This window comes from Clostridium sp. YIM B02551 (genome assembly GCF_022324735.1).
In the GTDB taxonomy this organism is placed as follows: domain Bacteria; phylum Bacillota; class Clostridia; order Clostridiales; family Clostridiaceae; genus Clostridium_T; species Clostridium_T paridis.
On sequence record NZ_JAKGTF010000016.1, the window covers coordinates 55,368 to 80,169 of the forward strand.

General features: G+C 30.6%; 21 protein-coding genes. 17 read left to right on the forward strand and 4 right to left on the reverse strand.

From position 1 onward, the window contains the following. Positions 1 to 89: 89 nt before the first annotated feature. The 3 genes from L1S47_RS17680 (at position 90) to L1S47_RS17690 (ending at position 4,482) form a co-directional block, all read left to right on the forward strand. Positions 90 to 2,813, forward strand: coding sequence for a PAS domain-containing sensor histidine kinase (locus tag L1S47_RS17680; RefSeq protein WP_238885479.1), 2,724 nt, complete (start codon positions 90 to 92; stop codon positions 2,811 to 2,813). Between the two features lie 67 nt (positions 2,814 to 2,880). Beyond that, complete coding sequence (locus tag L1S47_RS17685) at positions 2,881 to 3,351, forward strand: NUDIX hydrolase (protein ID WP_238885481.1); 471 nt, start codon at positions 2,881 to 2,883, stop codon at positions 3,349 to 3,351. 243 nt (positions 3,352 to 3,594) lie between these two features. Further along, on the forward strand, positions 3,595 to 4,482 hold the full coding sequence (locus L1S47_RS17690; RefSeq protein ID WP_238885483.1) for a diguanylate cyclase: 888 nt from the start codon (positions 3,595 to 3,597) through the stop codon (positions 4,480 to 4,482). A 56-nt stretch (positions 4,483 to 4,538) separates the two neighbouring features. Here the strand turns inward: L1S47_RS17690 and L1S47_RS17695 are convergent, their stop codons facing one another. Next, positions 4,539 to 5,435: a LysR family transcriptional regulator gene (locus tag L1S47_RS17695; RefSeq protein ID WP_238885485.1), complete on the reverse strand. Its 897-nt coding sequence runs from the start codon at positions 5,433 to 5,435 to the stop codon at positions 4,539 to 4,541. A gap of 149 nt (positions 5,436 to 5,584) precedes the next feature. On the opposite strand from L1S47_RS17695, the gene L1S47_RS17700 reads away from it, so the two are divergent. From L1S47_RS17700 to L1S47_RS17710, 3 genes are all read left to right on the forward strand, one after another. Next, a complete protein-coding gene (locus L1S47_RS17700; protein ID WP_238885487.1) occupies positions 5,585 to 6,127 on the forward strand; it encodes a flavin reductase family protein in 543 nt (180 codons plus the stop codon). Positions 6,128 to 6,160: 33 nt separating this feature from the next. Continuing rightward, positions 6,161 to 7,738: a nitrite/sulfite reductase gene (locus L1S47_RS17705; RefSeq protein WP_238885489.1), complete on the forward strand. Its 1,578-nt coding sequence runs from the start codon at positions 6,161 to 6,163 to the stop codon at positions 7,736 to 7,738. A 91-nt stretch (positions 7,739 to 7,829) separates the two neighbouring features. Then, complete coding sequence (locus L1S47_RS17710; RefSeq protein WP_238885491.1) at positions 7,830 to 8,294, forward strand: SRPBCC domain-containing protein; 465 nt, start codon at positions 7,830 to 7,832, stop codon at positions 8,292 to 8,294. Positions 8,295 to 8,300: 6 nt separating this feature from the next. Here L1S47_RS17710 and L1S47_RS17715 read toward each other — a convergent pair whose 3' ends face one another. Then, positions 8,301 to 8,720, reverse strand: a complete 420-nt coding sequence (locus L1S47_RS17715; RefSeq protein ID WP_238885497.1) for a GNAT family N-acetyltransferase — start codon at positions 8,718 to 8,720, stop codon at positions 8,301 to 8,303. Between the two features lie 74 nt (positions 8,721 to 8,794). Further along, the gene (locus tag L1S47_RS17720; RefSeq protein ID WP_238885500.1) at positions 8,795 to 10,129 is read right to left on the reverse strand and encodes a ferric reductase-like transmembrane domain-containing protein; all 1,335 of its coding nucleotides are present in this window, start codon (positions 10,127 to 10,129) and stop codon (positions 8,795 to 8,797) included. A gap of 199 nt (positions 10,130 to 10,328) precedes the next feature. Here L1S47_RS17720 and L1S47_RS17725 point away from each other — a divergent pair, with 199 nt between their 5' ends. From L1S47_RS17725 to L1S47_RS17740, 4 genes are all read left to right on the forward strand, one after another. Then, complete coding sequence (locus L1S47_RS17725) at positions 10,329 to 10,532, forward strand: YegP family protein (RefSeq protein ID WP_238885503.1); 204 nt, start codon at positions 10,329 to 10,331, stop codon at positions 10,530 to 10,532. A gap of 190 nt (positions 10,533 to 10,722) precedes the next feature. Then, on the forward strand, positions 10,723 to 11,691 hold the full coding sequence (locus L1S47_RS17730) for an SseB family protein (RefSeq protein WP_238885505.1): 969 nt from the start codon (positions 10,723 to 10,725) through the stop codon (positions 11,689 to 11,691). A gap of 136 nt (positions 11,692 to 11,827) precedes the next feature. Then, positions 11,828 to 12,457, forward strand: coding sequence for a hypothetical protein (locus L1S47_RS17735; RefSeq protein ID WP_238885508.1), 630 nt, complete (start codon positions 11,828 to 11,830; stop codon positions 12,455 to 12,457). Positions 12,458 to 12,594: 137 nt separating this feature from the next. Then, on the forward strand, positions 12,595 to 13,137 hold the full coding sequence (locus L1S47_RS17740) for a hypothetical protein (protein WP_238885510.1): 543 nt from the start codon (positions 12,595 to 12,597) through the stop codon (positions 13,135 to 13,137). A gap of 73 nt (positions 13,138 to 13,210) precedes the next feature. Here L1S47_RS17740 and L1S47_RS17745 read toward each other — a convergent pair whose 3' ends face one another. Then, entirely contained in the window at positions 13,211 to 14,248 is a 1,038-nt protein-coding gene (locus L1S47_RS17745) for a hypothetical protein (RefSeq protein ID WP_306796803.1), read from the reverse strand. Positions 14,249 to 14,430: 182 nt separating this feature from the next. Between L1S47_RS17745 and L1S47_RS17750 the strand changes: the two genes are divergently transcribed. From L1S47_RS17750 to L1S47_RS17780, 7 genes are all read left to right on the forward strand, one after another. Continuing rightward, positions 14,431 to 15,270 (forward strand): RMD1 family protein, encoded by an 840-nt coding sequence (locus L1S47_RS17750; protein ID WP_238885515.1) that lies wholly within the window; start codon positions 14,431 to 14,433, stop codon positions 15,268 to 15,270. 123 nt (positions 15,271 to 15,393) lie between these two features. After that, a complete protein-coding gene (locus L1S47_RS17755; protein ID WP_238885517.1) occupies positions 15,394 to 16,416 on the forward strand; it encodes a LacI family DNA-binding transcriptional regulator in 1,023 nt (340 codons plus the stop codon). 185 nt (positions 16,417 to 16,601) lie between these two features. Beyond that, a complete protein-coding gene (locus tag L1S47_RS17760) occupies positions 16,602 to 17,996 on the forward strand; it encodes an ABC transporter substrate-binding protein (protein ID WP_238885520.1) in 1,395 nt (464 codons plus the stop codon). Positions 17,997 to 18,118: 122 nt separating this feature from the next. Then, positions 18,119 to 19,045, forward strand: coding sequence for a carbohydrate ABC transporter permease (locus tag L1S47_RS17765; RefSeq protein ID WP_238885522.1), 927 nt, complete (start codon positions 18,119 to 18,121; stop codon positions 19,043 to 19,045). Between the two features lie 16 nt (positions 19,046 to 19,061). After that, a complete protein-coding gene (locus L1S47_RS17770) occupies positions 19,062 to 19,934 on the forward strand; it encodes a carbohydrate ABC transporter permease (RefSeq protein WP_238885524.1) in 873 nt (290 codons plus the stop codon). A gap of 34 nt (positions 19,935 to 19,968) precedes the next feature. Beyond that, positions 19,969 to 22,278 (forward strand): glycoside hydrolase family 65 protein, encoded by a 2,310-nt coding sequence (locus tag L1S47_RS17775; RefSeq protein ID WP_238885543.1) that lies wholly within the window; start codon positions 19,969 to 19,971, stop codon positions 22,276 to 22,278. Position 22,279: 1 nt separating this feature from the next. Continuing rightward, on the forward strand, positions 22,280 to 24,493 hold the full coding sequence (locus L1S47_RS17780; protein WP_238885546.1) for a glycosyl hydrolase family 65 protein: 2,214 nt from the start codon (positions 22,280 to 22,282) through the stop codon (positions 24,491 to 24,493). The last annotated feature ends 309 nt before the right edge of the window (positions 24,494 to 24,802 follow it).

The window sequence follows — 24,802 nt, forward strand, 5'->3', positions numbered from 1 at the left end:
AAAAATAGAAAAAAATGGAACATTGTGATAATATATCATTGTATGTTTTAAAACATATCATAATAGTTCGTAGTCTTGGGGGTACAATTATGCATGCTAATAATTCCTTAAATAGTTTAAAAGAAGTTCCTTATATATTAGTAAAAAACCAAATAGTAACAAAGGTAAGTAGTGAATTTACCAATATAACTGAATATACCTTTGAGGAGCTATTAAATAAAAATATATCAGATGTATTAATAACTCTTAAGGTTGGACCAGATATAAATATTAATAACATAAATGATAAGGAAGAGTATTTTTTGTTCTCAAAATCACTTGAAGTAAGATTTGTTAATATTAAAGTAATAGATGTAAAAGATGAGAGGATATATATCTTTTTAAAAAGAACTAATTTTAATGCTAAACTTAAATTTCCTTTTATTAATACATTATGCTCAGATAATTTTTATGGAGTTGGAATATTCAGCGTGCCTGATGGAACACTTATAAAAGCTAATTCAAGGTATATTAGTATCTTTGACGCGCCATATAATATTAAAGAAAATTGTGTAGGAAAAAATGTATATGAATTTTTAACTGGATTTAAGGGAAGTTCTTTAGAAGAAGTATGGAGGAATGTACTTGATACTGGAAAATCAAATAATTATGAAGAGATTATGTATGAAGGGCTAAATAGGGGAACTACCTACTGGAAGCTATACCTAATACCAATTCTTGAAAATAGTGAAATTAAATATTGTGTGGTAATGTCATTAGATATAACGGAGCAGGTTCTTTCTAGAAAAAAAATTCAGGAGCAAGCGAAAATAATTAAAAAGCAAAAAGAACAATTAGAAGAAATTATTCAGGGAATAGATGATGCTATTTTTATTTATGATTCTGATAAAATGCCTTACTTGGTTAATAATTCAGCAAAGAGTTACTTTCCAGGTTATGAGGTTAATGATTTTGGTATAGCATATATGGAATATAAGTATTATGACGTAGATGGCAAAGAAATATCTATTAAAGACAATATACTTTCTGAAATTTTAAATAATAAAGTAATTCTTAATGAAATGATAACGATGAAGAATAATGAAATTACAAGACATCTTAGTATTAATGGAAGACCAATTTATAATATAAATGGAGACATAATATTAGTTGTAATTTATAGTAGAGATATCACTAAGGATGTAGAAGCAAAAAGAATAATCGAGCAGCAAAATAAAAGACTTGAGGCAATTATAGAAAGTGTAGGAGATATTTTAACTTTAATTGATGTAGATGGAAACTTAATAAAACAAAGTAAGCTTATTACAAATCGATTTACGGACCTAAAGAAAGCAAGGGAAGCTTATGAGCAAGCAGATTATTTTGATTTTGAAGGAAATAAATTGAGGTTAGAAGATATATGCGTGAGTAGAGTGCTTAAAGGAGAGAAGGTTAAAAATCAAAAGGTCAAGGTAATAAAAAATAGTAGTGAGTTATATACAATAACAAATGGTATTCCAGTAATTAATTCAAAAGGAAATGTAGAATTGGGTGTATTTACAACTATTGATATAACTGAACTTATGGTGCAGGAAAAGAAGATTAAGTTACAGAAGGAACTTCTTGAAGATATTATGGAAAATATGCATGAAATGATGATAGTTTTCAATAAAGAAGGAAATGTTTTGTTTTCATATAAAAAAACAAGAAGTGAAAATTTAAATATATTTGAAAGAATAAGAAACTTTTTTAATTTAACAACACTTTATAGCATGGATGGAAAAGTAATCACCTTTGAGGAATCACCATTAGTTAGAGTAATGCGAGGTGAAAAAGTTAAAGATGAAATAGCGTATTTCAATTGCTGCGGAAAGACTTATTATACCACCTATGGTGCAAAAGGTGTTTACGATGAAAATGGAGATTTTCTTTATGGAATTTTCTATAGACGAGACATGACTGAGTTTGTTGAAAATCAAAATAAATTAAGAGTAATGCAGGAAAAATTACTTGTAGCGGAGATGGAGAAAAACCAAAGCTTAACAAAAGCATTAGAGATGAAGGATGAATTTCTATCCTTGGTATCTCATGAATTTAGAACTCCGCTTAATGTTATTAGTACAGCTATACAAGCTATGAATTTAATTTGTGGAGAGGAATTATCAGAAAAAAGTAAAGAATATTTAGGAATGATTAGACAAAATACATTTAGGCAGCTTAGACTTGTTAATAATCTTTTAGATATAACCAGAGTAAATGCAGGGCATATTAAAATTAATAAAAAGAATATAGATATAGTTTTTCTTACTAAAGCAATTACAGAATCAGTATGTGAATATGCTTTTCAAAAAGGAGTTAAAGTAACATTTATCACTTCATTTAAAAAGAAAGTTGTAGCAATTGATGATGAAAAATATGAAAGAATAATTTTAAATCTATTATCTAATTCCATAAAATTTACATGTAAGGGTCAGTCAATTGTTGTTAGTATAGGCTATCATAGGGGAAGTGTTCGTATAGAGGTTAAGGATAATGGCATAGGGATTCCAGAAGATAAGGTGGAAACTATATTTGAAAGGTTTGGACAAGTTGATAGCTCCTTATCAAGACAAGCAGAGGGGACAGGTATAGGATTATCATTAGTTAAGAAGTTTGTAGAAGCCTTAGGAGGAAGTATATCAGTTAAAAGTAAAGTAGGCGAAGGCAGTACATTTACTGTATTAATACCTGATGAAATAGTTAGTGAAGAGGATAAAGAGAAACAATTAGAAGATCTACTAGATAATAGGCTTATTCAATCAACCCATGTTGAATTTTCTGATATTTATATATAAGGTAGAGGATTATGAGTAGAAGTATATTTTTAGGCGTTTGCAGAAATATATTATGGAGGAACTAGCTATGATTAATTTTAAGATGGAAGAGGGTATATTTAATTTTAGAGTAGCAGGTATTTTATTTAATAAGAATAAAGTACTTGTACATAGACTAATTAATGATGATTTTTATGCTTTTCCAGGCGGTAGATTGGAAATGTTTGAAAGCACTGAAAATACTATAATTAGAGAAATGAACGAAGAATTGGGTATTGAAGTTAGCATAAACAGACTATTATGGGTTAGTGAAAATTTTTTCGATCATAAGGGGGACAAATACCATGAGGTTTGTTTTTATTACTTGATTGAATGTAAAGATGTTAATCTTTTAAATAAGCAAGATTTATTTTACGTAGATGAAGGGGAAAATCAATTTGAGTTTAGATGGATAGACGTAAAAAATATGTATAAAGAGAGAGTATACCCTACATTTATAAGGGATAGGATTGAGGATCTTCCAAATACAATTGAAAGAATCATTGATTCTGATAATTAAATATTATATTTTATAATGTTTCTTATTTATTGATAGCTAGATCAAATAAAAACTATGGCAATCAATGCGCTATATCACACAAAAAATTAGGTGCTAAAAACTACTATATATGCTATAATTTTTACATGGTATAAATCTTAAAAAAAGGAAAATGCAAGTTCTTTTAATAGTAAATTGCTAGTTAATTTACTAAAGATGAAAAGGTTTTATGAAGGATACTATTGGGAAAAGGGGAGAGTTACTATGAATGAAAAAATACTAGTTGTAGACGATTCACATTTTAATGTGAGGATTTTATCAGATATTTTAGAAGCTGAAAATTTCACAGTATTTTCTGCAAATAATGGTTTTCCCGTACTTGAAATGGCTCATACACTTCAACCTGATGTTATCTTGCTTGATATAATGATGCCAGGTATAGATGGTTTTGAAGTTTGTAAAATATTAAAGAGTGAATATGAGGTTAGAGATATTCCTGTAATTATGGTTACAGCAAGAACAGATGGTAAGGATATTAAGAAGGCGCTGGAGATTGGAGCTTTTGACTATATAAAGAAACCTTTTGATGAGATAGAAGTAATAGCTAGAATTCAATCTGCCCTTAGGTTAAAGGAATTACAAGATAGATTAAAATCACTTGCAATGAAGGATGGATTAACAGGACTATATAATCATGCTGTGCTTGTAGAATTACTTGAAAAGGAAGTATCAAAGCAAAGAAGAAGTAAAGGCAATCTTTCCTTTGTTATGTTAGATATAGATTATTTTAAAAAAATCAATGATACATATGGGCATATGGCAGGAGATAGAATTTTAAAAGATCTCTCCAATATATTAACAGCATCAGTACGTAAAGGTGACATAGTTGGTAGATATGGTGGAGAAGAATTTAGTATAGTGCTGCCAGGGGCAATTAGAGATGATGCCTATAATTTATGTGAGAGAATTAGAAGAAGTGTTGATGAACATGAGTTTAGTATTGGAGATCAATATGTAAAGATAACCATTAGTATGGGGGTTTTCGCTCATGATTTTGATGATAATAGCTATGAAACTGAAATAATACAAAAAGCTGATGAATTACTTTATAGGGCAAAAAAGAATGGACGAAATAGAGTAGAAGTTATGTAAATAACATATTTATAAAAGTGTCAATCTAATAAGATTGACACTTTTTTGTTGAGTATTTATTGAGAAATGCTGCCTCCAGTAGTTTTTATAGCTTCTATAAATACGTTCATGGAAGGAGTTAACCATTTGTTTTTATGATATAAAATTTGTGTCATCATATTAAAATGACACCCAACTAAATCCAGTTTTACTAAGTTACCTTGCTTTAATTCATTTTCTACCGCCATTACAGGGAGTAAGGTAATTCCTAGATTGTTTGCAACAAAAGTTTTAATGGTTTCAATACTTCCAACTTCTAAGGATATATGAGGTTTCAAATTTTGGACATAAAACATTGATTCAAAAACACCTCTATAACTACACCCTTTTTCAGTTAGAATTAATGACTCATTAGCAATATCCTTTAAAGTAAGCTTTTTTCTAGCAGCAAACTTATTCGCAGGAGAAGCCAAAATAGCCATAGGTTCATTATAAGACATACAAGTAATTAAATCAGAATCTATAATTGGCTCGCCTAATGTAAATATGAAGTCAACGACATTGTTTTTAAGCATATCATGCAGATCTGAACAAGTACCAAGTTTTATTATCACCTCTACCTCAGGATATTTTATATTATAATCTTGAAGTAATTTTGGAAGTTTAACTGTGCAAAGAGATTCAACAACGCCGATTTTTAAAGTTCCCATAGGAACATTAACGTCACTTATTGCTTCTTTAGCTTCATTTGCCAGCGTAATTATTTTTTCAGCATAATTTAGAAAAACTAATCCTCTAGAAGTCAATTTCATATTTCGTCCTATTCTTTCAAATAGCTTTATACCGAGTTCTTTCTCTAAAAGTTGTATTTGAGATGTTATAGTTGATTGAGCATATCCAAGATCTTCTGCAGCTTTTAAAAAGCTATCTGAATGTGCAATCTTCACAAATGTTTTTAATTGTCTAAGTTCCATACAAAGATACCTCACATTTTAAAACTTCAATAAATTTGAAGTGTAAGTTCAAATAATTCAATTTTACTAAACTATACTCTTATGCTAATATAAGAACTACAAAAGTTCAAGAAGTTTATTTGTAAAATAGATTTAAGGAGGATTATATAATGGAAAAGATAAGTGTCAACTATCCAAAGATGTATTATGGATTTCCTGTAATTCTTATAAGTTTTTATGATAAAAATGGAGTTCCAAACGTAACAACACTTTCATCATCATACACACTTAAAGATATGGTAGTCCTTGGATTTAGCAGCAAAGGATATGCAATAAATCAAATTAAAGAGGTTAAAGATTTTGTAATTAACATACCAGATACATCACTTGTGAAGGATGTTAATTTCTGTGGAAGAAATTCTGGTTTTGAAGTTAATAAATTTGAATCAAGTAATTTAACACCAGTAAAATCTAAGGTGGTAAATGCTCCAATCATTGATGAATGTCCTATTGCAATAGAATGCACTTTAACAGATGTAATAGAAAGAGATTACTATGATGGAGTGACTAATATTTTAGCAAATATAAAGGGCAGAGCCATAGCAAAGGACTACTTGGATGAAGAAGGACAATTAAAGCTTATGAAAGTCGATAATCTTATTTATATAGCAGATGGTGTAAACCGCGGATATAGATATATGAAAAGTGAATAATGAACATTTAAGTAAATAGATAGGGGGCTATCAATGTCGTACAATACAACTTGGTCTAATGATCCGAATATAAATGAAGTAGAAGAAATAAAGCTTGAAAAGGATGGCTTAGATGTAATAGAAACAATTATTGAGAAGTATTCTAAAGAAGGGTATAATGCTATAACCCCGGAAGACATGAATAGGTTTAAGTGGGCTGGAGTTTACGAACAGAAACCTAGAAATGGATACTTTATGATAAGAGTGCGTATTAATTCTGGAATTATTACTGTAAATCAAGCAACTGTTTTAGCAGAAATTGCAAGAATATATGGACGTGGAATAGCAAATGTAACAACAAGAGGGGCTATACAATTTCACTGGATTAAGGTAGAAGATTTACCAGATATTTTTGCGAAGCTTAAGGCTTGTGGACTTAGTTCTTATGAAGCCTGTGGAGATTGTCCAAGGACTATAGTAGGAAATCCTCTAGCAGGTATAGATAAATATGAACTTATGGATACAACGGGAATAGTAGAAGAAGTTAATAACTTGTTTTTGCTTAATAAAGATTTTTCCAATCTACCTAGAAAATTTAAAGTATCTATCTCTTCAAGCACAAATAATGCTGCACATGCTCAAATAAATGATATTTCATTTACACCAGCAACAAAAAATATCGATGAAGCAGAAGTAGTAGGCTTTCATGTGTGGGTTGGAGGAGGTCTTTCAGCTATGCCTCATCTTGCACAGAAACTTAATATTTTTGTTAAGCCAGAGGAAGTCAAGAGAATTACTGAAGGAGTATGTACTATATTTAGAGATTATGGCTACAGAGAAAAACGTACACGAGCTCGTTTGAAATTCTTAGTGGCTGATTGGGGCGTAGAAAAGTTCCAGGCAAAACTAGAAGAAATTGTTGGCCATCTGGAATCACAAGGAGAGGATAAGCTAGAAGCTTGGAATTCTTCATATTATTTTGGAGTACATCCGCAAAAGCAGGAAGGAAAAAGTTATATAGGAATTAATTTGCCTCTAGGTGAAATTTATTTTCATGAACTTTTACAACTTGTAGAGATTTCAGAGAAATATGGAGATCAAAAGCTTAGAACCACATTGTCTCAAAATATTATCATTTCAGGTATTTGCAATGAAGATATTGAAGCTGTACTTAAAAAAGATATATTTAAAAATCTATCTCCTGAACCAAATACATTTATAGGACATACTGTAGCATGTACAGGTAAAGAATACTGTAATTTAGCCCTAGTTGAAACTAAAGAATTAGCGAGAAAAGTTACAACTTATCTTGATTTAAAGATAAAATTAGATACTCCAATCCGTATTCACTTTACTGGATGTCCCAACTCATGTGGACAAAAGCATATAGCAGATATCAGTCTACAAGGAGCAATAATAAAAACAGAGAAAGGTAATGAAGATGCTTTCACAGTTTGGTTAGGTGGGACACTTAATGGAGAAGGGAAATTTGCACAAAATCTTAATCGTCGTGTAAAAGCAACCGAAGTACATGAAGTTTTAGAAAAAATAATACTATTTTTTAAGGAAAATAAATTTAAGCATGAAAACTTTAATGACTTTGTAGATAGAGTAGGAATAAGTGCATTTTAAGTTATAGTGAGCATTTGTTTGCAGTAGCAAACAAATGCTCTTTTTCATGATATAATTTACATAATAATATGCATAGTAAGGAGTGATTTTAATGGAACAAAAAGTAGTTTCAATTCCTGATATACCATCAAGACCATATAATCTTTCGGTAGAAAGGGAAATGCCTTTTGAAGCTAGTATGTTGTATAAAGCTTGGACCGAGGAATTTGACCTTTGGTTTGCAGCAACAGGGTCAGTTATTATGGAAGGAAAAGTAAACTCAGTATTTTTCTTTGAGACAGAATTTCAAGGAATTCGTCATCCTCATTATGGAAGGTTTATAGCACTTGAAATCAATAGATTAGTAGAACTTACATGGGTCACTGGGGATGGTGGAACTAGGGGAGCAGAAACTATAGTAACTGTAGAATTATGTGAAACTAATAAGGGAACTTTATTAAAATTAACTCACAAAGGATTTCCAGATGAAGAATCAAGAAATGGACACGAAACAGCTTGGCCAATGATTCTAGAACAGTTAGAAAATAGATTAATTGAACGTGCAAATTTGAAATAACAGGTGTTATTTCAAATTCCATTCAAATATACATTTTTGTCTTTCACCTTTTTGGTACATCTCATTATATGAAGGTAGGTCTACGATTTCTTTAAGACTAAGACCTGCCTTTTCACAAGTTCTTATTAATTTATTCATTCCATGTGAAGTAGCAACTTGCTTAATAATCGCACATGCTTTTGAGGCATAACCATTACCTCTATAGTCTTCATATATTTCATACCCTATGTTTCCACCATAATATGAATTTTCATTATTACCGATACGAAGATCTATTTTACCAATGCTATATTTTGAGTTGTGGAGAGTAATTATATATTTATAAGTAGGAACATAACCTTTCTCCTCATTAGCAGGAATTTTGTTTTCTATAATTAAGTCAATTTCACCATCAGTTAAGTAATCAAAATTTTTAAATTCAAACATGATATCCACTTCCATTTAAAGTATTTAACAATATTATAAAGGACATACCTACATAAGGTAAGTCCTTTATAATATTATTTAAATTGAAAATATTCAAAATGAAAATCTTTTACTTTAAACATGCCTTTCTCTAAGTCCTTTGAAGCTTTTAACCTCATAGCCTTTGGACCGCAGAAAAACACATCGTATTCTTTATCTTTAGATAGAAATTCTTCAAAGTCTTTAGTCTCTAAAAAACCAGTTTTTGAACTATCAAATAAATGTATATGAAGATTATCTAAAGGTCGCATACTTTTAAGCTCATGTACATATGGAGCATCTTGTTCGTTATTATAGGCAAAGAAAAAATCAATATCATAATCTTCAGGTATATCAGATTGCCAGAAACTCCTAAAAGGAGTTACACCTATTCCACCAGCAATCCATATTTGATTTTTTGAACCCAAAGTATAATTAAACAATCCATGTGGACCAGCTAATGCTATAATATCACCAGTCTTCAAGTTATTTTTTAGTCTATCAGTATGATCGCCTAAAACCTTAATAGCAAATTTAACTTCTCCAGCTTTTTCATAGGAGCTCATGGAAAATGGGTGAGAGGGGAACCCTTTTCCCTTTCCTAGCGCCTTTAAGAAGGCAAACTGGCCTGGCTTATAATGCATGTATTTTCCGCTTGAGGAGCCTGTAATCTCAATGGTGTTTTTTGCTATTTCTTTAATGCTGATTACGTTATATTTATATTTGAAGGCAGTAAATTCATATAAAAATATACTGTATAGGGCAGATAGAATTCCGATAACATTAATTAGATTCATCCATACACTATAAGCACTTGATGAGAAAGTTGGATATTCAGAATCCAAATAATAATGTATAGTTCCAAAAACATAAGGGATGAGCATTAATGCATGTAGAACTTTCCATTTTTGATATTCAAGCTTATAAGTTATTAGAAAAAATATAACAAAGGCTGTGAAAATATATAAACTTAAGCTTCCAAGTTCCTTTCCTGAAAGATGAAAACCTAAAAAACTAGATCCACCCTCTTTTGAAAAACCACCTGGAAGTCTAACCCCCTTCATTCCTTTAAACTCAGAGGGACCTTCTCCACCAGAAAAATTACGAACCTTTAAGGTAAGGTCATGTGCCCATATTAAAATAATTGTTAAAATACTCAGATACTTATGATAAATATAGGATTTATCTAACCCATTAAAAAGCTTATCAATAAGGCTGTGTCTAGTGCTAATATAGTTAATCCAAGCCAAAGTCACCAGGGCTATAGAAGCTAAAAGTTGAGAATATCCTCTAAAAGAAATTCTAGAATTACCTGACGCTTCAAGATACCAAAATATATAAGTTAAAATAAAGGTAATTAAAATAATTACTATTCCAAAAATTTTTTTCATTATAAATCCCCTTTGCATTAGTAGTATTAATATTAGTTATTATCAAAGGTATTAGGTTTTATGTATTAATGAAAATAATGCCAGTTTGTGATATAATGATATACTGTATGAAAACAGTAAAATAATAAAATATTGAAGACTAGAAATTCATATATTATAATAAGTTTGTTAAATGTATTTAATTATGGGAGGGTTAATTATGTTTTTTTCATCTTCAGCAAAGAGCAAACCAAAATTTGAAGTAAACAAAAATAGTGATGGTCAATATTACTTTCAGTTAATAGCGGCTAATGGAAAAATTATTGCGACTAGTGAAAAGTTTGCTACGAAGGAAAATTGTATGCAGGGTATTGAATTAGTAAAAAGTAGCGCAACTTCTGCAGATATTGTGGATTGGACATAATATTGTGAAAGTAAATATATATGCATAGTGGAATAATTATTTATTATTAAACATAAGGGCTTTGCAGCATATGCAAAGTCTTTATGTTTAAGGGTGCATTAGACTCAAATATTGAAGAAATTATATATAGTAGTATATAATAAAAAGATATAGAGAATTATTTACTAAATAAAATAGGGGATGAGAATTAATGACAGAAGAAAGAAAAGATGAGCTAGGCGGTTCATTTTTATTAAAGAATGAAGTATCTTTAGATGGGTTAAATAAGCTAGAAATACAAGAAATTATATTTTTAGTTCATTCTGCAAAGCATCTAAAAGCAAATAAGGTTTATGAAGATATAAATTTTGATGAGAAAATTAAAGTTTTCCTAGATGTATTAAAGGAAAAAATAAAATCAGCTGAGGAATTTTATGTAGCTTATGATAAAAGTACTAACTATCCATACATAGATAATGAAGAAAGAGTGTGGATGTTTTCAAAAGAGAAGTATGCTAATAATGCCAAAGATTACTTCATGCAGCAATTATTAATGCTAGATATTAGAAAACTAACTGGAGAAGATGTATTATTAGCATTTGCAAGACTACATACTCTAGGAATTGACAGGATTTTAATTGATAACGGAGAATATAATATTGAAATTAATAGAGATGGAATAGTGCCACCACCAGATTGGACAGATGTTCCAGAAATAAATATTCCTGTGACTAATCCTATGTTACAACGCTCAATGGTTAAATTCTTTCAATTATTATATTCAAAACAGAATTTTGAAGGCAGAAATCAAGTTGTTAGTGCCTTAGAAAGTGAAATGATAAACCAAGTAGTTAATGCAAAATATCTACTTCCAATAAAGGTAATTGAAAATACACCATCAATTGCAGAGTCTAATAATGTTAAGGTCTTAAAGGAAGGGACTACTATTCAAATTGCAAATATAGTGGATGAAAATAATATTGCATGGTTACCTGTCTTTACTGATTGGATAGAATTTAATAAAGTATATAATGAAAATGAATGGCAAAGCAATATTACAACCTATGATGATTTGCTTGCATTGTCTGAGAAGATGCAGGGAATAGTTATAAATTGTAAAGGAGTTAGTCTAAGTATTAATGATATAAATAAAAAGAAGATAGAAGAATTTAGAAAATAGAAAAAATAAGTTGCAAAAGAAAGTCAATTTTGGCTTTCTTTTTTTAAAATACAAATGTTGGTATAATAACAATATATTTATATAAGTAATAAATGACTGAGTAAGATTATTTTCTACAAATTAAGGAGTAATGATAATGTATGAATTTCAAGCCAGAAGCTTTATATTTGAGATCGTAGTTAAATTAATTTTCGGAGGAATATTAGCACTTATACCTCTTGTTAATGAGTTTAAACATAGAAAGATGAAAAAGCGTATAAGAAAAGGTAAAAAAAGAGGTAATGAATATGAAATATTTGGAGTAAATATTAGTTTATTTAGTATAGTATGGGCTGTCCTTTTATTCGGAATTACTTTTTTCTTAATGAGGTCATACTTTTTTGATATTCCATCTCTTGCAAAAGGAGATTTAAGATTTGTTAAAGGAACAGTTATTGATGTTAAGAACAAAAGTAAAGATATTCATGATTATGTTAACGTAGATGGACAAGTAGTTAGTTTCTTTTTGACAGGAGATGTTGAAAAAGGTGATGAAGTTAAGATTGGATACCTTAAGCATACATCAAGAGCAATTTATTGTACTAAGGCCGTAAATGGGAATAACTCGGAATATGAGGAAGTTGGATTTCCATTAAAGGATGTAGAGCTATTTGTAGAAACTGTAGCTATATTTTTGGGAGCAGTGTTGTTTATTTTCTTTTTTCTTAAAGCTAAAGACAAGTTTAGGAAAGGTAAAAAAGAGAAGAGTAAAGATAAAAAAAGATAAATTGTTTAAGAAAGTCAGGTTTGACTTTCTTTTTTATTTTAAAACAGAACATATTATATATTTCCATAATATTATAAAGTGAGCATAATTATAATTAATTAACTCAAGGTATCAGTATGTATAAGGGGGAGAATACAATGGCAGATGTGCAGAGATATTTGTATATTACAGTAGTAGCAGAAACGCCTAGATTAGCCAGAGTAGCTCGTGTTAATGAGCTAATAAGATATATAATTACAGTAACTAATATGTCAAGTGCTAGAGTAAGAAATGTAAATCTAATATGCACCTTTGGTAGAATGGTAGCTTGGAATCAAGAAAATTCAACACCAGGCTGGGAACCCCAAGTCGGTTTATTAGAAGCACCTATTGATATACTAGGAATGTATTATCCAGCAGGAGATATCTTCCCATGGGCATCACAAACATTTATAATAGCAGCTCAACCAGTGGATGTTGGTAGACTTTCAAATACAGTAGAAGCTAGAGGAGAAGTAGACGTACCTGAAAGTCCAGTGCCAGTAGAGGTAACGAGCGTACCAGAAATAGCAGATGTTGATTTAGTAGACGATTCAACTCCAGATGCTGTAATGAGAGTCTACAATGAAAACCCAGGAACTATATCGGTAAATTATAGTCTTTGGAAGAGCAAAGTTCTTAAACAAAAAAGAACTCTATAGACTAAAGGAAGTATTAAATAATTAAGAAGACATCTTGTTTATCATAAAAGGTAAATCAGATGTCTTCATTTTCTTATAGATTTTCTTCCATAGTATATAAATAATGCTCAATTGAGTATCTCTTCCAGTCCCAAGAATGAGTACTTAAGCTTGATATAATTTCTTGGCAACCAGGGCAGTTTTGATGATGCTTATAAGTATATCTAAGCCAATAAAGTGATTTAGTTACAGATGGCTTAATATGCTTAATAAACTCATCGTAATTAGGCAATCTACCTCTATAGCCTAAATAACTATTTATGTGCCAAGAATAAAATATAAAACCTGCACTTGGTATCCTACTTCCCCCTTTTGATATAGTAGAATCTTTTCGAATTCCAACATAATCGCCAAAAGCATCAAATCCTAAATGTGCATAATCATATAATAATGAATTATTAGCCTCAGTAATTACATATCCATCAATCATTTTGTTAAATATGATATTGGGATTAATTGCAGATCTTATTATTACAGAGGTAAATCCTATAGCTTCTTTTAATTTATTTATTTGAGCTATGGGAGTTTTTAATTTGTGAGAATTATGCATGTCATTTTTAATATCAAGGATTAAGATATCATTTGGTTTTATAACTTTTTTTATATCCAAGAGAATGTTTTGGAGATCCTTTGAATTAAATATTCGAAAGCAAATGGTCTTAAAGCTTTTTCTAAGCTCCTTACAATCATTTATAAAGGTATGCGCTACATAAGTGACTTTGGGATCATAAGAAAGAGTAGGAATAATATTATTATTTATGGCAAGAGTTTTATAATAATGAATTTTTAGTGATGGATTTAGTTTAAATTTACTTAAAAACAACTTTACATTTTCTCTTGTTCCTTTGTTTACATTCATATAAATAGGTATATCAACAAGTATAGGGTGGTTAAGTCTCGAAAGGTCATTTAAATAAGTATCTTGAAAGGTTCCAGTTCTTTTTTGAGCAGCTCTCTCATTTACCAGCTCTAAAAGAGGCAGTGTCTTATTTGAAAGCTTTACATTCATGAGTGCCTTTCTTTCTTCTCTTATGTATCGCAATACGGGTACATACTTCAATCTCATATTCATTCCCAAGTATATTATTATATTAAAATGAATATGAGATTGAAGTTCAATTTATAATACATTTCTCTGTACATATTATTTGAAATTTGAATAAAGAAATATATAAACAAAAATAAAAAGTAATGAATTGATTCATAATAATATAAAGTTTCAGTAAAAACCTTTTATAAAAAGGAGTATTAATTATGACTAAATTTCATTTTACTTCAAGAGCTATTTGCAGTGAATTTAATATCTCAAAAATAAGCAGTTATTATAATATAATCAAAAAAATTAAATGGGAAGAACCTTTGGTTTTAAAAGAGAAACATTTATCTAGTTTTAATAATTCAGAAAATAAAATAGTTTATATTTATTATTTTGGATCTATTGTGTTTGTGAATTTTACAGAAAAAGAAATAGATGAATTTATAGAAAATATAAATAACATTCCTGGTAGTATAAAGAGCATGAATAAGGATATGAAATACGATTGTATAGAAGAATATGATATAGTTTCAGATAAAAGTAAAGAAGCTGAAATGGGCTTTGAGATATACAGTACTAAAGACATAGAAAATTATCATTTAGATATGACGGCACTTGTTTTGGCTAAATCAGTTGCTCTAGAAACAATAGAAAACAGAGTATCTGTGGTTTTAGATGAAGTTGAAAAAATAATACTGTCTCTTAAAAAAGGTAAAGTAAATATAACAGGAAAAAAGTCAGCATCTATAATAGGGAGGGTTTTATCCTTTAAGCATACAACTATATCTTACATAATGTTACTTGATAAACCTGATATTACATGGAAAAATCAAAATGCTGAGATTTTCTTTAATGATATTGCAGATCTTTTTGAATTAGATGAGAGATATAAGGTTTTAAATGCAAAGATACAATCTTTATTAGATACAATTGAAATCTTTGCAGATTTAAGCCATACAAGGACTTCTACAATCTTAGAAATAATAGTAATACTATTAATTTTAATTGAGGTAATATTTGCATTTGAAGGTCCCATTAAGGAATTATTTTCAAAATGATTAAATAATAGCTATTGTTAAAAATTAGGAAATGGGTGTATATTATATATAATGCATTAATATCGGATTATAAGGTTTTATGAAGATAATTATTTATAGATACCATGAATCAGGGGGGAATATATGCCTACATTGAAAGATATAGCTAAAGAAGCAAATGTTAGTGTCACTACTGTGTCCAATGTTATACATGGGAATTATAAGCGTGTTGCACAAGAAACTGTTGATAAGATAAAAATGATTATTGATAAAAATAATTATGTACCTAACATGACAGCAAGATCTTTAGTAAATAAATTATCAAAAATCATTGGAGTAATTAATCATGTAGTGCCAGGAAAAGGCGGAAACTTTATTTCAGATCCATTTCATAGCGTTGTAATTGATGGAATAGAAGAAAAGCTTAGAGAAAAAGGTTATTATTTAATGGTACGCATAGTATACAGCCATGAAGACTTATTTTCCTTGCTTCGCAACTGGAATATAGATGGTCTAATTTTGATTGGTTTGTTCCAAGACGAATTTTTTGAAAAACTAGAGAATGCAAATGTACCTTTTGTTCTTATAGATAGTTATGTAGATAATCCAAAGGTGCTAAATATCGGAATAGATGACTGCAAAGGTGGATACTTGGCTACAAAATATTTAATAGATAAGGGGCATAGTTCTATAGTTTTTGCATCGCCTATAATTAAGCGAAATGGAGTTGTAGAGGAACGTTTTTTGGGATATAAGATGGCACTTAAAGAAGGAGGTATTTCTTTTAACTCTAAAAATATTTACCAACAGGAGATTGTTGCTTCAGAAGGTATAGAACTAGGACATAAATTAAGTAAACGTAATGATGTAACTGCAATTTTTGCTACTGCAGATATACTAGCAGCAGGAATTATATCTGGACTCAATGAACAAGGGAAACGTGTACCAGATGACTTTTCTGTAATCGGTTTTGATGATTTATATATTAGTTCAATTACAGCACCTAGACTTACAACAATTCATCAAGATCCACAAGAAAAAGGAAAGGTTGCTGCAGAATCTCTTATAAAAGTTATTGAAGGAGAAGAAATTGAAAATAATAATTTGATTTTACCTGTGTCATTAGTAGAAAGATATAGCGTAAAGGATATAAATAATACAAAATGAGCATAATTTATAAAGAAATCGACAAATAGAGCTAAGTACAGATTTTAAGTACTTAGCTTTATTTGTAGCATTTTACATTAAATGGTCTTAGAGTAATATATTGACAATGGGTATGTAAACCTTTATACTGAGATTAAGTTGAACGTTAAACCTAATTAATTATAAATTATCAAGGGGGAGAATAAATGAGAAAGAACCTTCAAAAAATTATTGCTATTGGACTTATGTTATCAGTAGTTGGAATTACCGGATGCGCTAAGAGCAAGCCAACATCTACAGATTCTAAAGGCCAAGTTACAGTTAAGCTTGGTATATGGCCACAGGATGGATTAACTGATCAAATTGAACAGCATAAAAAATGGGCAGCACAAATCTTAGAAAGTGATAATGTAAAAATTGAACCAGCATATTATAAATATGCGGTAGATAGCTTTGTTTCCATGGCAACAGCAGGGAATGCTCCAACTATATTTGATACATGGTATACTGAGCCACAAAAACTTATAGACAATGGATTTGTTAGAGACATAACCCCACAACTAAAGGAACTTGGCTGGGATACAAAAATGAACCCAGATGTAATGAAATTGCTTTCTAAAGACGGTAAGATATATGGCTTACCACGTGATGGTTATGCTGAAGGATTAATGATTAATGCAAAGCTATTTAAAGATGCAGGTTTAGCAGATGCAAATGGAAAACCTATATATCCAAAAACTTGGGATGAACTTGCACAGGATGCAAAAATCATAAAAGAAAAGACTGGACATGCAGGTATAGATATTTTAGCTAAAGATGCTGCTGGCGGCTGGCTTTTCACAAATATAGCTTGGGATTTTGGAGCTCAATTTGAAGTTCAAAAAGATGGTAAATGGACTGCACAGCTTAATTCAAAAGAAGCTATAGCAGCAATGCAATATGTAAAAGACTTAAAGTGGAAATATGATGTTTTAACTGCAGATCCAACTAATGAAGATTGGGCATCAGGTTATAAAGCTATCGCTACTGAAGATGCTGCAATGTATATAGCATCACCTGACTCTGCTGATCAATTAGCACTAAATAAAATGGACATTAAAAACCTTTCAATGGCGCCATTACCAGCAGGACCAGATGGAAAACAATATGCATTAAGTGGAGGAACTCCATATATGTTTGCTGCAAATGCTACTGATGACCAAGTAAAGGCAGCACTTAAGTATCTTGTACTTATGGGAAAAGCACCTGTAACTACAGATGATTCTATAAAAGGTTTAGAAGCAGATGCACAGGCTAGAGTTGCAAAAGGAGTGCCTATACTACCATCATTCCCAGCATGGACAGATCCTGATTATCTAAAAGCTCAAGCAGATGCTCAAAAGAAATACTTAAATGTTGATATGTCTTTATACAATGATTATTATGATTGGATAAAGAAACCAGGTGTATTACACCTTGAAGAACCTGTAGCTACTCAAGATCTATACAAAGAATTAACTAACGTACTTCAAGCTGTTCTTACTGATAAAAATGCTGATGTTTCTCAATTATTAAATAAAGCAAATACCAACTTCCAAACTGTTTTAGATAACACTAAATAGAGAATAACAATAATTATTTAAATGAGATTATAGCATGTTCTTTGCAATTGCAGAATCCTTTGTTTAGTTGCAGGGGACATGCATAATTTTATGAAAAAATAAAGTGCAGAAGGGGGACTCCGATGCTTCAAGTAAAAGGAAAGCCAAAAGTAAATAAAATAAATAAAAAAAATAAAACTAATATTTTTATAAAAAAGAATATATCTGGATGGCTAATAATGATTCCTGCAATTATTTTATTTATATTCTTTGTGTGGGAGCCTTTAATAGAGAACATAAGACTTTCGTTCTATAGTGCTAGAGGAATTACTACTGTAGATTTCGTTGGTTTGCAAAATTATAGGGATGTTTTCAAAGATCCAGCATTTATTCCGGCTATAAAAAACACAATGGCCTATACCATTTGGTCATTAGTTTTAGGATTTTTAGTACCAATCGTTATGGCTATTTTAATAAATGAGATGGTTTATGCTAAGGGGCTTTTTAGAATAGGAACATATTTCCCAAATGTAGTTCCAGGCCTTGCGACAGTAATGATGTGGGGATTTATTTTTAGACCAGGTGAAACTGGAATTCTAAATATAATTTTGCATCAGTTTGGAGTGGAACCTCAAGTTTGGTTAAATGATCCGAAACTCACTATTCCACTAATAGTAATAACTATGACTTGGAGGAGTGCGGGGGCCACAGCCTTAATATATTTAGCATGCCTTCAAGGTATTAATCATGAATTATATGAGGCTGCAATTATTGATGGTGCAAGCATATGGAATAGAATAGTTCATGTAACTATTCCAAATATGAAAAATTTAGGACGAACACTTTTAATACTTCAGGTTGTAGCAGTTTTCCAAGTTCTATACGAACCAATGGTAATGAAGAATGGTGGACCTAATAATGCATCTATATCAATTATGGAATTAGTTTATAACTTAGCATTTGGTAAATTTGATTTTCCAAAGGCAGCAGCTATTAGTGTAATGATGAGTATATTCTTGATAACAGTAACTGTAATTTATAATAAATTTGTTAAAGCAGAGGATATGTAGAAAGGAGTGAGCTATTTTGTCTAAAATTTCACTTAAAGAAAATGGCATTATTACTAAATCAGATTTAAAAAGGCCAAAAGTAAAAGTTCTTTATTTTATAATGTTTATTATTTGTTTAATTATCGTTATATTATCTGCAGCTCCTCCAATTTGGCTTTTCCTTCAAAGTTTTAAAGATATTCAGGAATTTACTTTAACCACATCTATATTGCCTAAATCCTTTGATTTTAGCAAGTTTACACAGACATGGAAAGAGCTTAAGTTCTATAAGTATTATATTAATTCTTTTATTTCAATCGGAGGTTCTATCATATGTGCAATAGTATTCAATGGACTCTTGGCATATGCAATTTCAATTCTTAAACCTAAAGGAAGTAAGATCATTTATACACTTGTAGTTTCAAGCTTGATGATTCCTGCAACCACAAGTATAGTTCCGCTATTTGTAAATATTACAAAAATACATCTTAATGGATCTTTCATTCCACTTTGGCTTTCTGCTGGAGCAAGTGCTTTTTATGTGGTTTTATTCAAGGAGTTTTTTGACGCACTTCCTAAATCTGTTATTGAAGCTGCAAGGATAGATGGCTGCAGCGACCTAGGTATTTTCTTTAGAATAATAATGCCATTAAGTAAGCCAATTACAACAGTAATAGCTATGTATGCACTGAATGCTGCTTGGTCAGACTTTTTACTACCTAGTCTTCTGCTAAATAATACTGGACTTGAAACTGTTATGGTTAGATTATTCCAATTTAAAGATGCCACAGGATCACAAGTTGATGTTCTTAGAGCTATTGTGTTCGCAATAATTCCTCCAGTTATATTGTTTACTATTTTCCAAAAACGAATTATAGAAGCAAGTAATTTTTCTGGAACAAAGGGATAAAATAAAAATTTAAATTAAGTGGGGGTATGTAGCAATGGCGAAGTTTGCAGATATATATTATAAAATTGATCCTTGGAAGATTATTGAGGAAGGCTTTGACGAAGAAAGAAATATGGTATCAGAATCAATTTTTTCCCTAGGAAATGAATACATGGGAGTTAGAGGCTATTTTGAAGAAGGCTCTACCTGTGAGAAGCTTCTCGGCAGTTATTTTAATGGAGTATATGAATATTCCACTGATGTAAATAGGTCAGGATATAAGGGAATTATTGATCACACACATTTTATGGTGAACTCGGTAGATTGGCTTTATACTAGGATATTAGTCGATGGTGAAAGATTAGATTTAAAAGTATCACAGTATGAAAAATTTTTAAGAATATTAGATCTTAAAGATGGAACCTTAAGCAGAGAATTTATATGGAATACTAAAAGTGGTAAAAGAGTAAAGGTTAAGTTTTTAAGATTCTTAAATATGAATAAATCACAGGAAGGATTTCAAAGGATTACTTTTGAACCAATAAATTTCTCAGGAAATATTGAAGTAATAATGGCATTAGATTTTGGCATTATTCATGAAAGCAAGGGTAAGTGTTTCTGGAATGTTATTAAAAAAGAGGCTTTAGATAAAAGTGCAGCAATAATTGGACAAACGCTAACTTCAAATCAAAAGGTTTTTTCAGGTTTTACCTTTAAATCAGACAGTATTATAGGTAAGAGTGTTTATGAAGATGAAAAGACTATTGGATATAAGCTTAATATTAGTCTAAAGCAGGGTGAAATAAGTAGTGTAGATAAGTTAGTATCTAACATTGTGCTTAAAGATTCATCCATGGATAATGAAGAACTTTGGAATATAGGAATTAATTCAGTTAGGGAGCAAGAGGGTAAAGATATAGATTATGCCCTTGAAGAAAGTAAAGCTTATTGGAATAACATATGGAATAGATTTGATATTCAAATAGATGGTGATGAGAAGAATCAGCAAGGTATACGTTTTTGTATTTTCCAAATGACTCAAACCTATAGCGGCCAAAATCCTACAAATAATATAGGGGCTAAAGGCTTAACTGGTGAGGCGTATAACGGACATGCCTTCTGGGATACAGAAACTTGCTGCTTCCCTTTTTATCTTTTTAATAATTTAAAGGCAGCTAAAAATTTATTAGAGTTTAGATACTCTAAACTAGGAGAAGCAAAAAAACGTGCTAAGATGTTAGACTGTGCGGGAGCTTGTTATCCTATAGCAACCTTAAATGGAGAAGAAGCTTGCGATTTATGGCAGCATGCAAGCTTGCAGTTCCAACCTAGCACAGGAGTTGCATATGCAATTTGGCATTACGTACACTTAAGTGATGATAAAGAATTTTTATTTAATCACGGGGCTGAAATGTTAGTTGAAATAAGCAGATTTTTAAAGACTAGAGGAGCCTGGGGAGGATTAAATAGTAAATTTGGAATATATGCAGTAATGGGACCAGATGAATTTCATATGATGGTTAATAATAATAGTTATACAAATTATATGGCTAAGAAGACTTTTGACTATACCTTAGAAGTATTAGCTGAAATGAAAGAAAAAAGTTTAGATTTGTTTAAGAAGCTACAAAAGAAAATAGACTTTTCTGAAGAAGAGCTTATGGATATTAAGAAATGCTCAGATAATATGAATATACTTTATGATGAAAAAACTAAAATATATGAGCAGCATGAAGGATATTTTGAATTACCTCATATTGATGTAAATTCTATACCGGTTGAGGAATTTCCACTTTATAATAATTGGTCTTATGACAGAATATATCGCAGCGATATGATAAAGCAGGCCGATGTTTTAATGTTTTTATTCTTATATAATCAAGAGTTTAGTTTTGAATGTAAAAAAGCTAACTACGAATATTATGAACCTAGAACAATACATGAGTCTTCACTTTCTCCATCCATTCACTCAATATTAGCCTCTGAACTTCAAAAGCATGAAGAGGCATTTAAATTCTTTGGGTTTGCAACAAGAATGGATCTTGATAACTATAATAGAAATACTAAGGAAGGTATACACACAACTAGTTTAGCTGGAGCTTGGCTGAATATTGTTTATGGCTTTGGTGGTATGAGAAGTGATGGAGAAGTTCTTAAGTTCAACCCATCCATTCCAAAGGCATGGAACAGCTATTCATTTAGAGTAGTCTATAAGTCAGCAGTACTTTCTGTTAATGTAAGTAAAGAAGAGTTAACTATTAAAGTTATAAATGATAAGTCAGTAGAAATAGAAGTATATAATGAAAAATATTCTATAGATTCAGTAGGTATTACACTAAGAATTCCAGAAGGTTGGAGGGAGTAATATGGCTTGGGATGTAAAAGAAGAGAGGTTTAATAAAGAGAATATAGTTAATAACGGAAATAAATTTATTACTGGAAATGGGTATATGGGATTCCGTGGAACCTTGGAGGAGTACACAAAAAATGAACTAGTTGCCTGTAATATCTCAGGTTTATATGATAGGCAAGGGGATAAGTGGCGTGAGCCTATTAATGCTCCTAATGGAATATTTACAACTTTGTTTGTAAGTGGTAAAGAATATTCAGTGCTTAAGGAAGAACCCACAGAACATGCACAAATTCTTGATATTAAAGAAGGAATCCATAGAAGAAATACAGAGTGGAATAGGGAAGAAGGAAAGGTTAGTATCAAATCTGAACGTTTCATAAGTCTTTCTAATGTTCATTTAATCTGCCTTAAATACACTGTTTTATCAGAAGAGTCTTGTGAAATAGAGATTAATACAGGTATTGATGGAGATGTATGGGATATAAATGGCCCTCATTTAGAAAATTATAAACTTGAAAATGATGCTGAATATATAAAAGTATCTACCTTAACTCAAGAATTAAAAGTCCCTGTTGTGGTAGCAGAAATCTGTAAAAGAAATTTTGAAGCAGAGGAGACTATATTAAAAATTGATAAAAGTATTCTTAGAAATATAAAGTTTAAGGCCGAATCAGGAGTAGAATATACAATTTATAAATATGTATCTGTTTGTACTGGAAATGATGATGTCTTAAATATAGAAGCTGATTGCTTAGATACATCTATTAAGGCTGCTGAGGATGGATATGATAAAAATTATTGTGATCATGTAACAAAGTGGAATGAAAGATGGGAAGTTTCTGATGTAATAATTGAAGGTAATGAGGATGATCAATTAGCACTTCGTTATAGCATATATCAACTTCATATTATAGCGCCTGTGCATTCAAATAAATTATCAATCCCAGCAAGAGGGCTTTCAGGACAAACCTATAAAGGTGCTATTTTCTGGGATACAGAAATGTTCATGCTTCCATTTTTCCTTCATACATCACCAGAAGTCGCTATTAATTTAGTTAATTATAGAATTAGAACCCTAAAAGGAGCTAGAGAAAAAGCTAATTATTACGGTTTTAAAGGTGCATTTTATGCATGGGAAAGCCAAGAAGATGGACAAGACGCATGTAGTGATTTTAATGTAACAGATGTATTTACTGGACGTCCTGTTAAGACATATTTTAAGGACAAACAGGTTCATATAAGTGCTGCAGTGTCTCATGCAATATGGGAAACTTATAAATTTACTGGAGATTACAACTTACTTTTAAATGGAGGAGCAGAAGTAATTCTTGAATGTGCAAGATTCTATTATTCCTATGCGTACTTCAAAGAAGATAAGGATAGGTATGAAATCTTGGATGTTATTGGACCAGATGAATACCATGAAAGAGTAAATAATAATGCATACACAAGTAAGATGGTTTATAATACTTTAGATATTGCACTTAAAACCTTAGAAATATTACAGGATAAATATCCTGAGGAATGTTTAAAACTTCTATCTAAAATTAAATTTAGTAAGGAAGAAATTTTAAATCTTATTAAGTTTAAAGAAAAGCTTTATGTGCCAATGCCAGATGAAAAAACTTTAGTGATAGAGCAGTTTAGTGGTTATAATCAACTAGAAGATTGCACTCTAGAGGAAGTAAAAAGTAGACTTCTAGATCCAAAAGAATACTGGGGTGGAGGTCATGGAGTAGCATCTACTACTAAGATTATTAAGCAAGCAGATGTTGTACTTATGCTAAATCTATTCAAGAATGAATATTCTGAAGAAGTTAAAAAGGCAAATTGGGAGTACTATGAGCCAAGGACAGAACATGGCTCAAGCTTAAGTCCTTGTATATATGCATTGCTTTCTTGTGATATAGGAAATGCAGAATGGGCATATCCATTTTTCGTGAAAACTTCAAATGTAGATTTAACAGGAGAGTCTAAGCAGTTTGCAGGTTCAATATATATAGGGGGTACGCATCCAGCTGCAAATGGAGGAGCTTGGATGTCTGCAATTCTAGGTTTTGGAGGGCTTAAGATTCAAGAGGGTAAAATAACTATTGAGCCTAAGCTACCTAACAGCTGGAATAGACTTGCATTTAAAGTAATCCTAAGAGGAGAGAAGTATTTTATAGATATAAATAGGGATAGTAATACTGGCGATTCAAAAGTAAGCATACTAAAAACCTCTTAATATAAGAAAAGTGTTTCATTATTATATGGAGCACTTTTTTCTTTTAACATAAACTTCTTTTTTACATAACATACGGTTAACTAATTAGAACTAAAATTATAATATAAAGGGTAGTGCTAATATAAGGCTTATTCACCTCTACCATAAAAAAACTCTGCAACACTTAATGTGTTGTGGAGTTTTTTTATTGCAGTTACTAGGTATACAAAAGCAGTGGAATCGGTGTTAAAAATATAACAAAGTGTTTTTAATGACCATAATATGTTTTAAAAGTTTAAAATATTTTAAGTTATATCTCTTGATGTTAAT

Coding starts and splice junctions, on each gene's coding strand:
- L1S47_RS17755 (WP_238885517.1), top strand. CDS start 15,394: ATGCCTACATTGAAAGATATAGCTAAAGAAGCAAATGTTAGTGTCACT.
- L1S47_RS17750 (WP_238885515.1), top strand. CDS start 14,431: ATGACTAAATTTCATTTTACTTCAAGAGCTATTTGCAGTGAATTTAAT.
- L1S47_RS17740 (WP_238885510.1), top strand. CDS start 12,595: ATGGCAGATGTGCAGAGATATTTGTATATTACAGTAGTAGCAGAAACG.
- L1S47_RS17730 (WP_238885505.1), top strand. CDS start 10,723: ATGACAGAAGAAAGAAAAGATGAGCTAGGCGGTTCATTTTTATTAAAG.
- L1S47_RS17765 (WP_238885522.1), top strand. CDS start 18,119: ATGCTTCAAGTAAAAGGAAAGCCAAAAGTAAATAAAATAAATAAAAAA.
- L1S47_RS17760 (WP_238885520.1), top strand. CDS start 16,602: ATGAGAAAGAACCTTCAAAAAATTATTGCTATTGGACTTATGTTATCA.
- L1S47_RS17710 (WP_238885491.1), top strand. CDS start 7,830: ATGGAACAAAAAGTAGTTTCAATTCCTGATATACCATCAAGACCATAT.
- L1S47_RS17700 (WP_238885487.1), top strand. CDS start 5,585: ATGGAAAAGATAAGTGTCAACTATCCAAAGATGTATTATGGATTTCCT.
- L1S47_RS17745 (WP_306796803.1), bottom strand. CDS start 14,248: ATGAATATGAGATTGAAGTATGTACCCGTATTGCGATACATAAGAGAA.
- L1S47_RS17680 (WP_238885479.1), top strand. CDS start 90: ATGCATGCTAATAATTCCTTAAATAGTTTAAAAGAAGTTCCTTATATA.
- L1S47_RS17775 (WP_238885543.1), top strand. CDS start 19,969: ATGGCGAAGTTTGCAGATATATATTATAAAATTGATCCTTGGAAGATT.
- L1S47_RS17695 (WP_238885485.1), bottom strand. CDS start 5,435: ATGGAACTTAGACAATTAAAAACATTTGTGAAGATTGCACATTCAGAT.
- L1S47_RS17690 (WP_238885483.1), top strand. CDS start 3,595: ATGAATGAAAAAATACTAGTTGTAGACGATTCACATTTTAATGTGAGG.
- L1S47_RS17720 (WP_238885500.1), bottom strand. CDS start 10,129: ATGAAAAAAATTTTTGGAATAGTAATTATTTTAATTACCTTTATTTTA.
- L1S47_RS17735 (WP_238885508.1), top strand. CDS start 11,828: ATGTATGAATTTCAAGCCAGAAGCTTTATATTTGAGATCGTAGTTAAA.
- L1S47_RS17715 (WP_238885497.1), bottom strand. CDS start 8,720: ATGTTTGAATTTAAAAATTTTGATTACTTAACTGATGGTGAAATTGAC.
- L1S47_RS17780 (WP_238885546.1), top strand. CDS start 22,280: ATGGCTTGGGATGTAAAAGAAGAGAGGTTTAATAAAGAGAATATAGTT.
- L1S47_RS17725 (WP_238885503.1), top strand. CDS start 10,329: ATGTTTTTTTCATCTTCAGCAAAGAGCAAACCAAAATTTGAAGTAAAC.
- L1S47_RS17685 (WP_238885481.1), top strand. CDS start 2,881: ATGATTAATTTTAAGATGGAAGAGGGTATATTTAATTTTAGAGTAGCA.
- L1S47_RS17705 (WP_238885489.1), top strand. CDS start 6,161: ATGTCGTACAATACAACTTGGTCTAATGATCCGAATATAAATGAAGTA.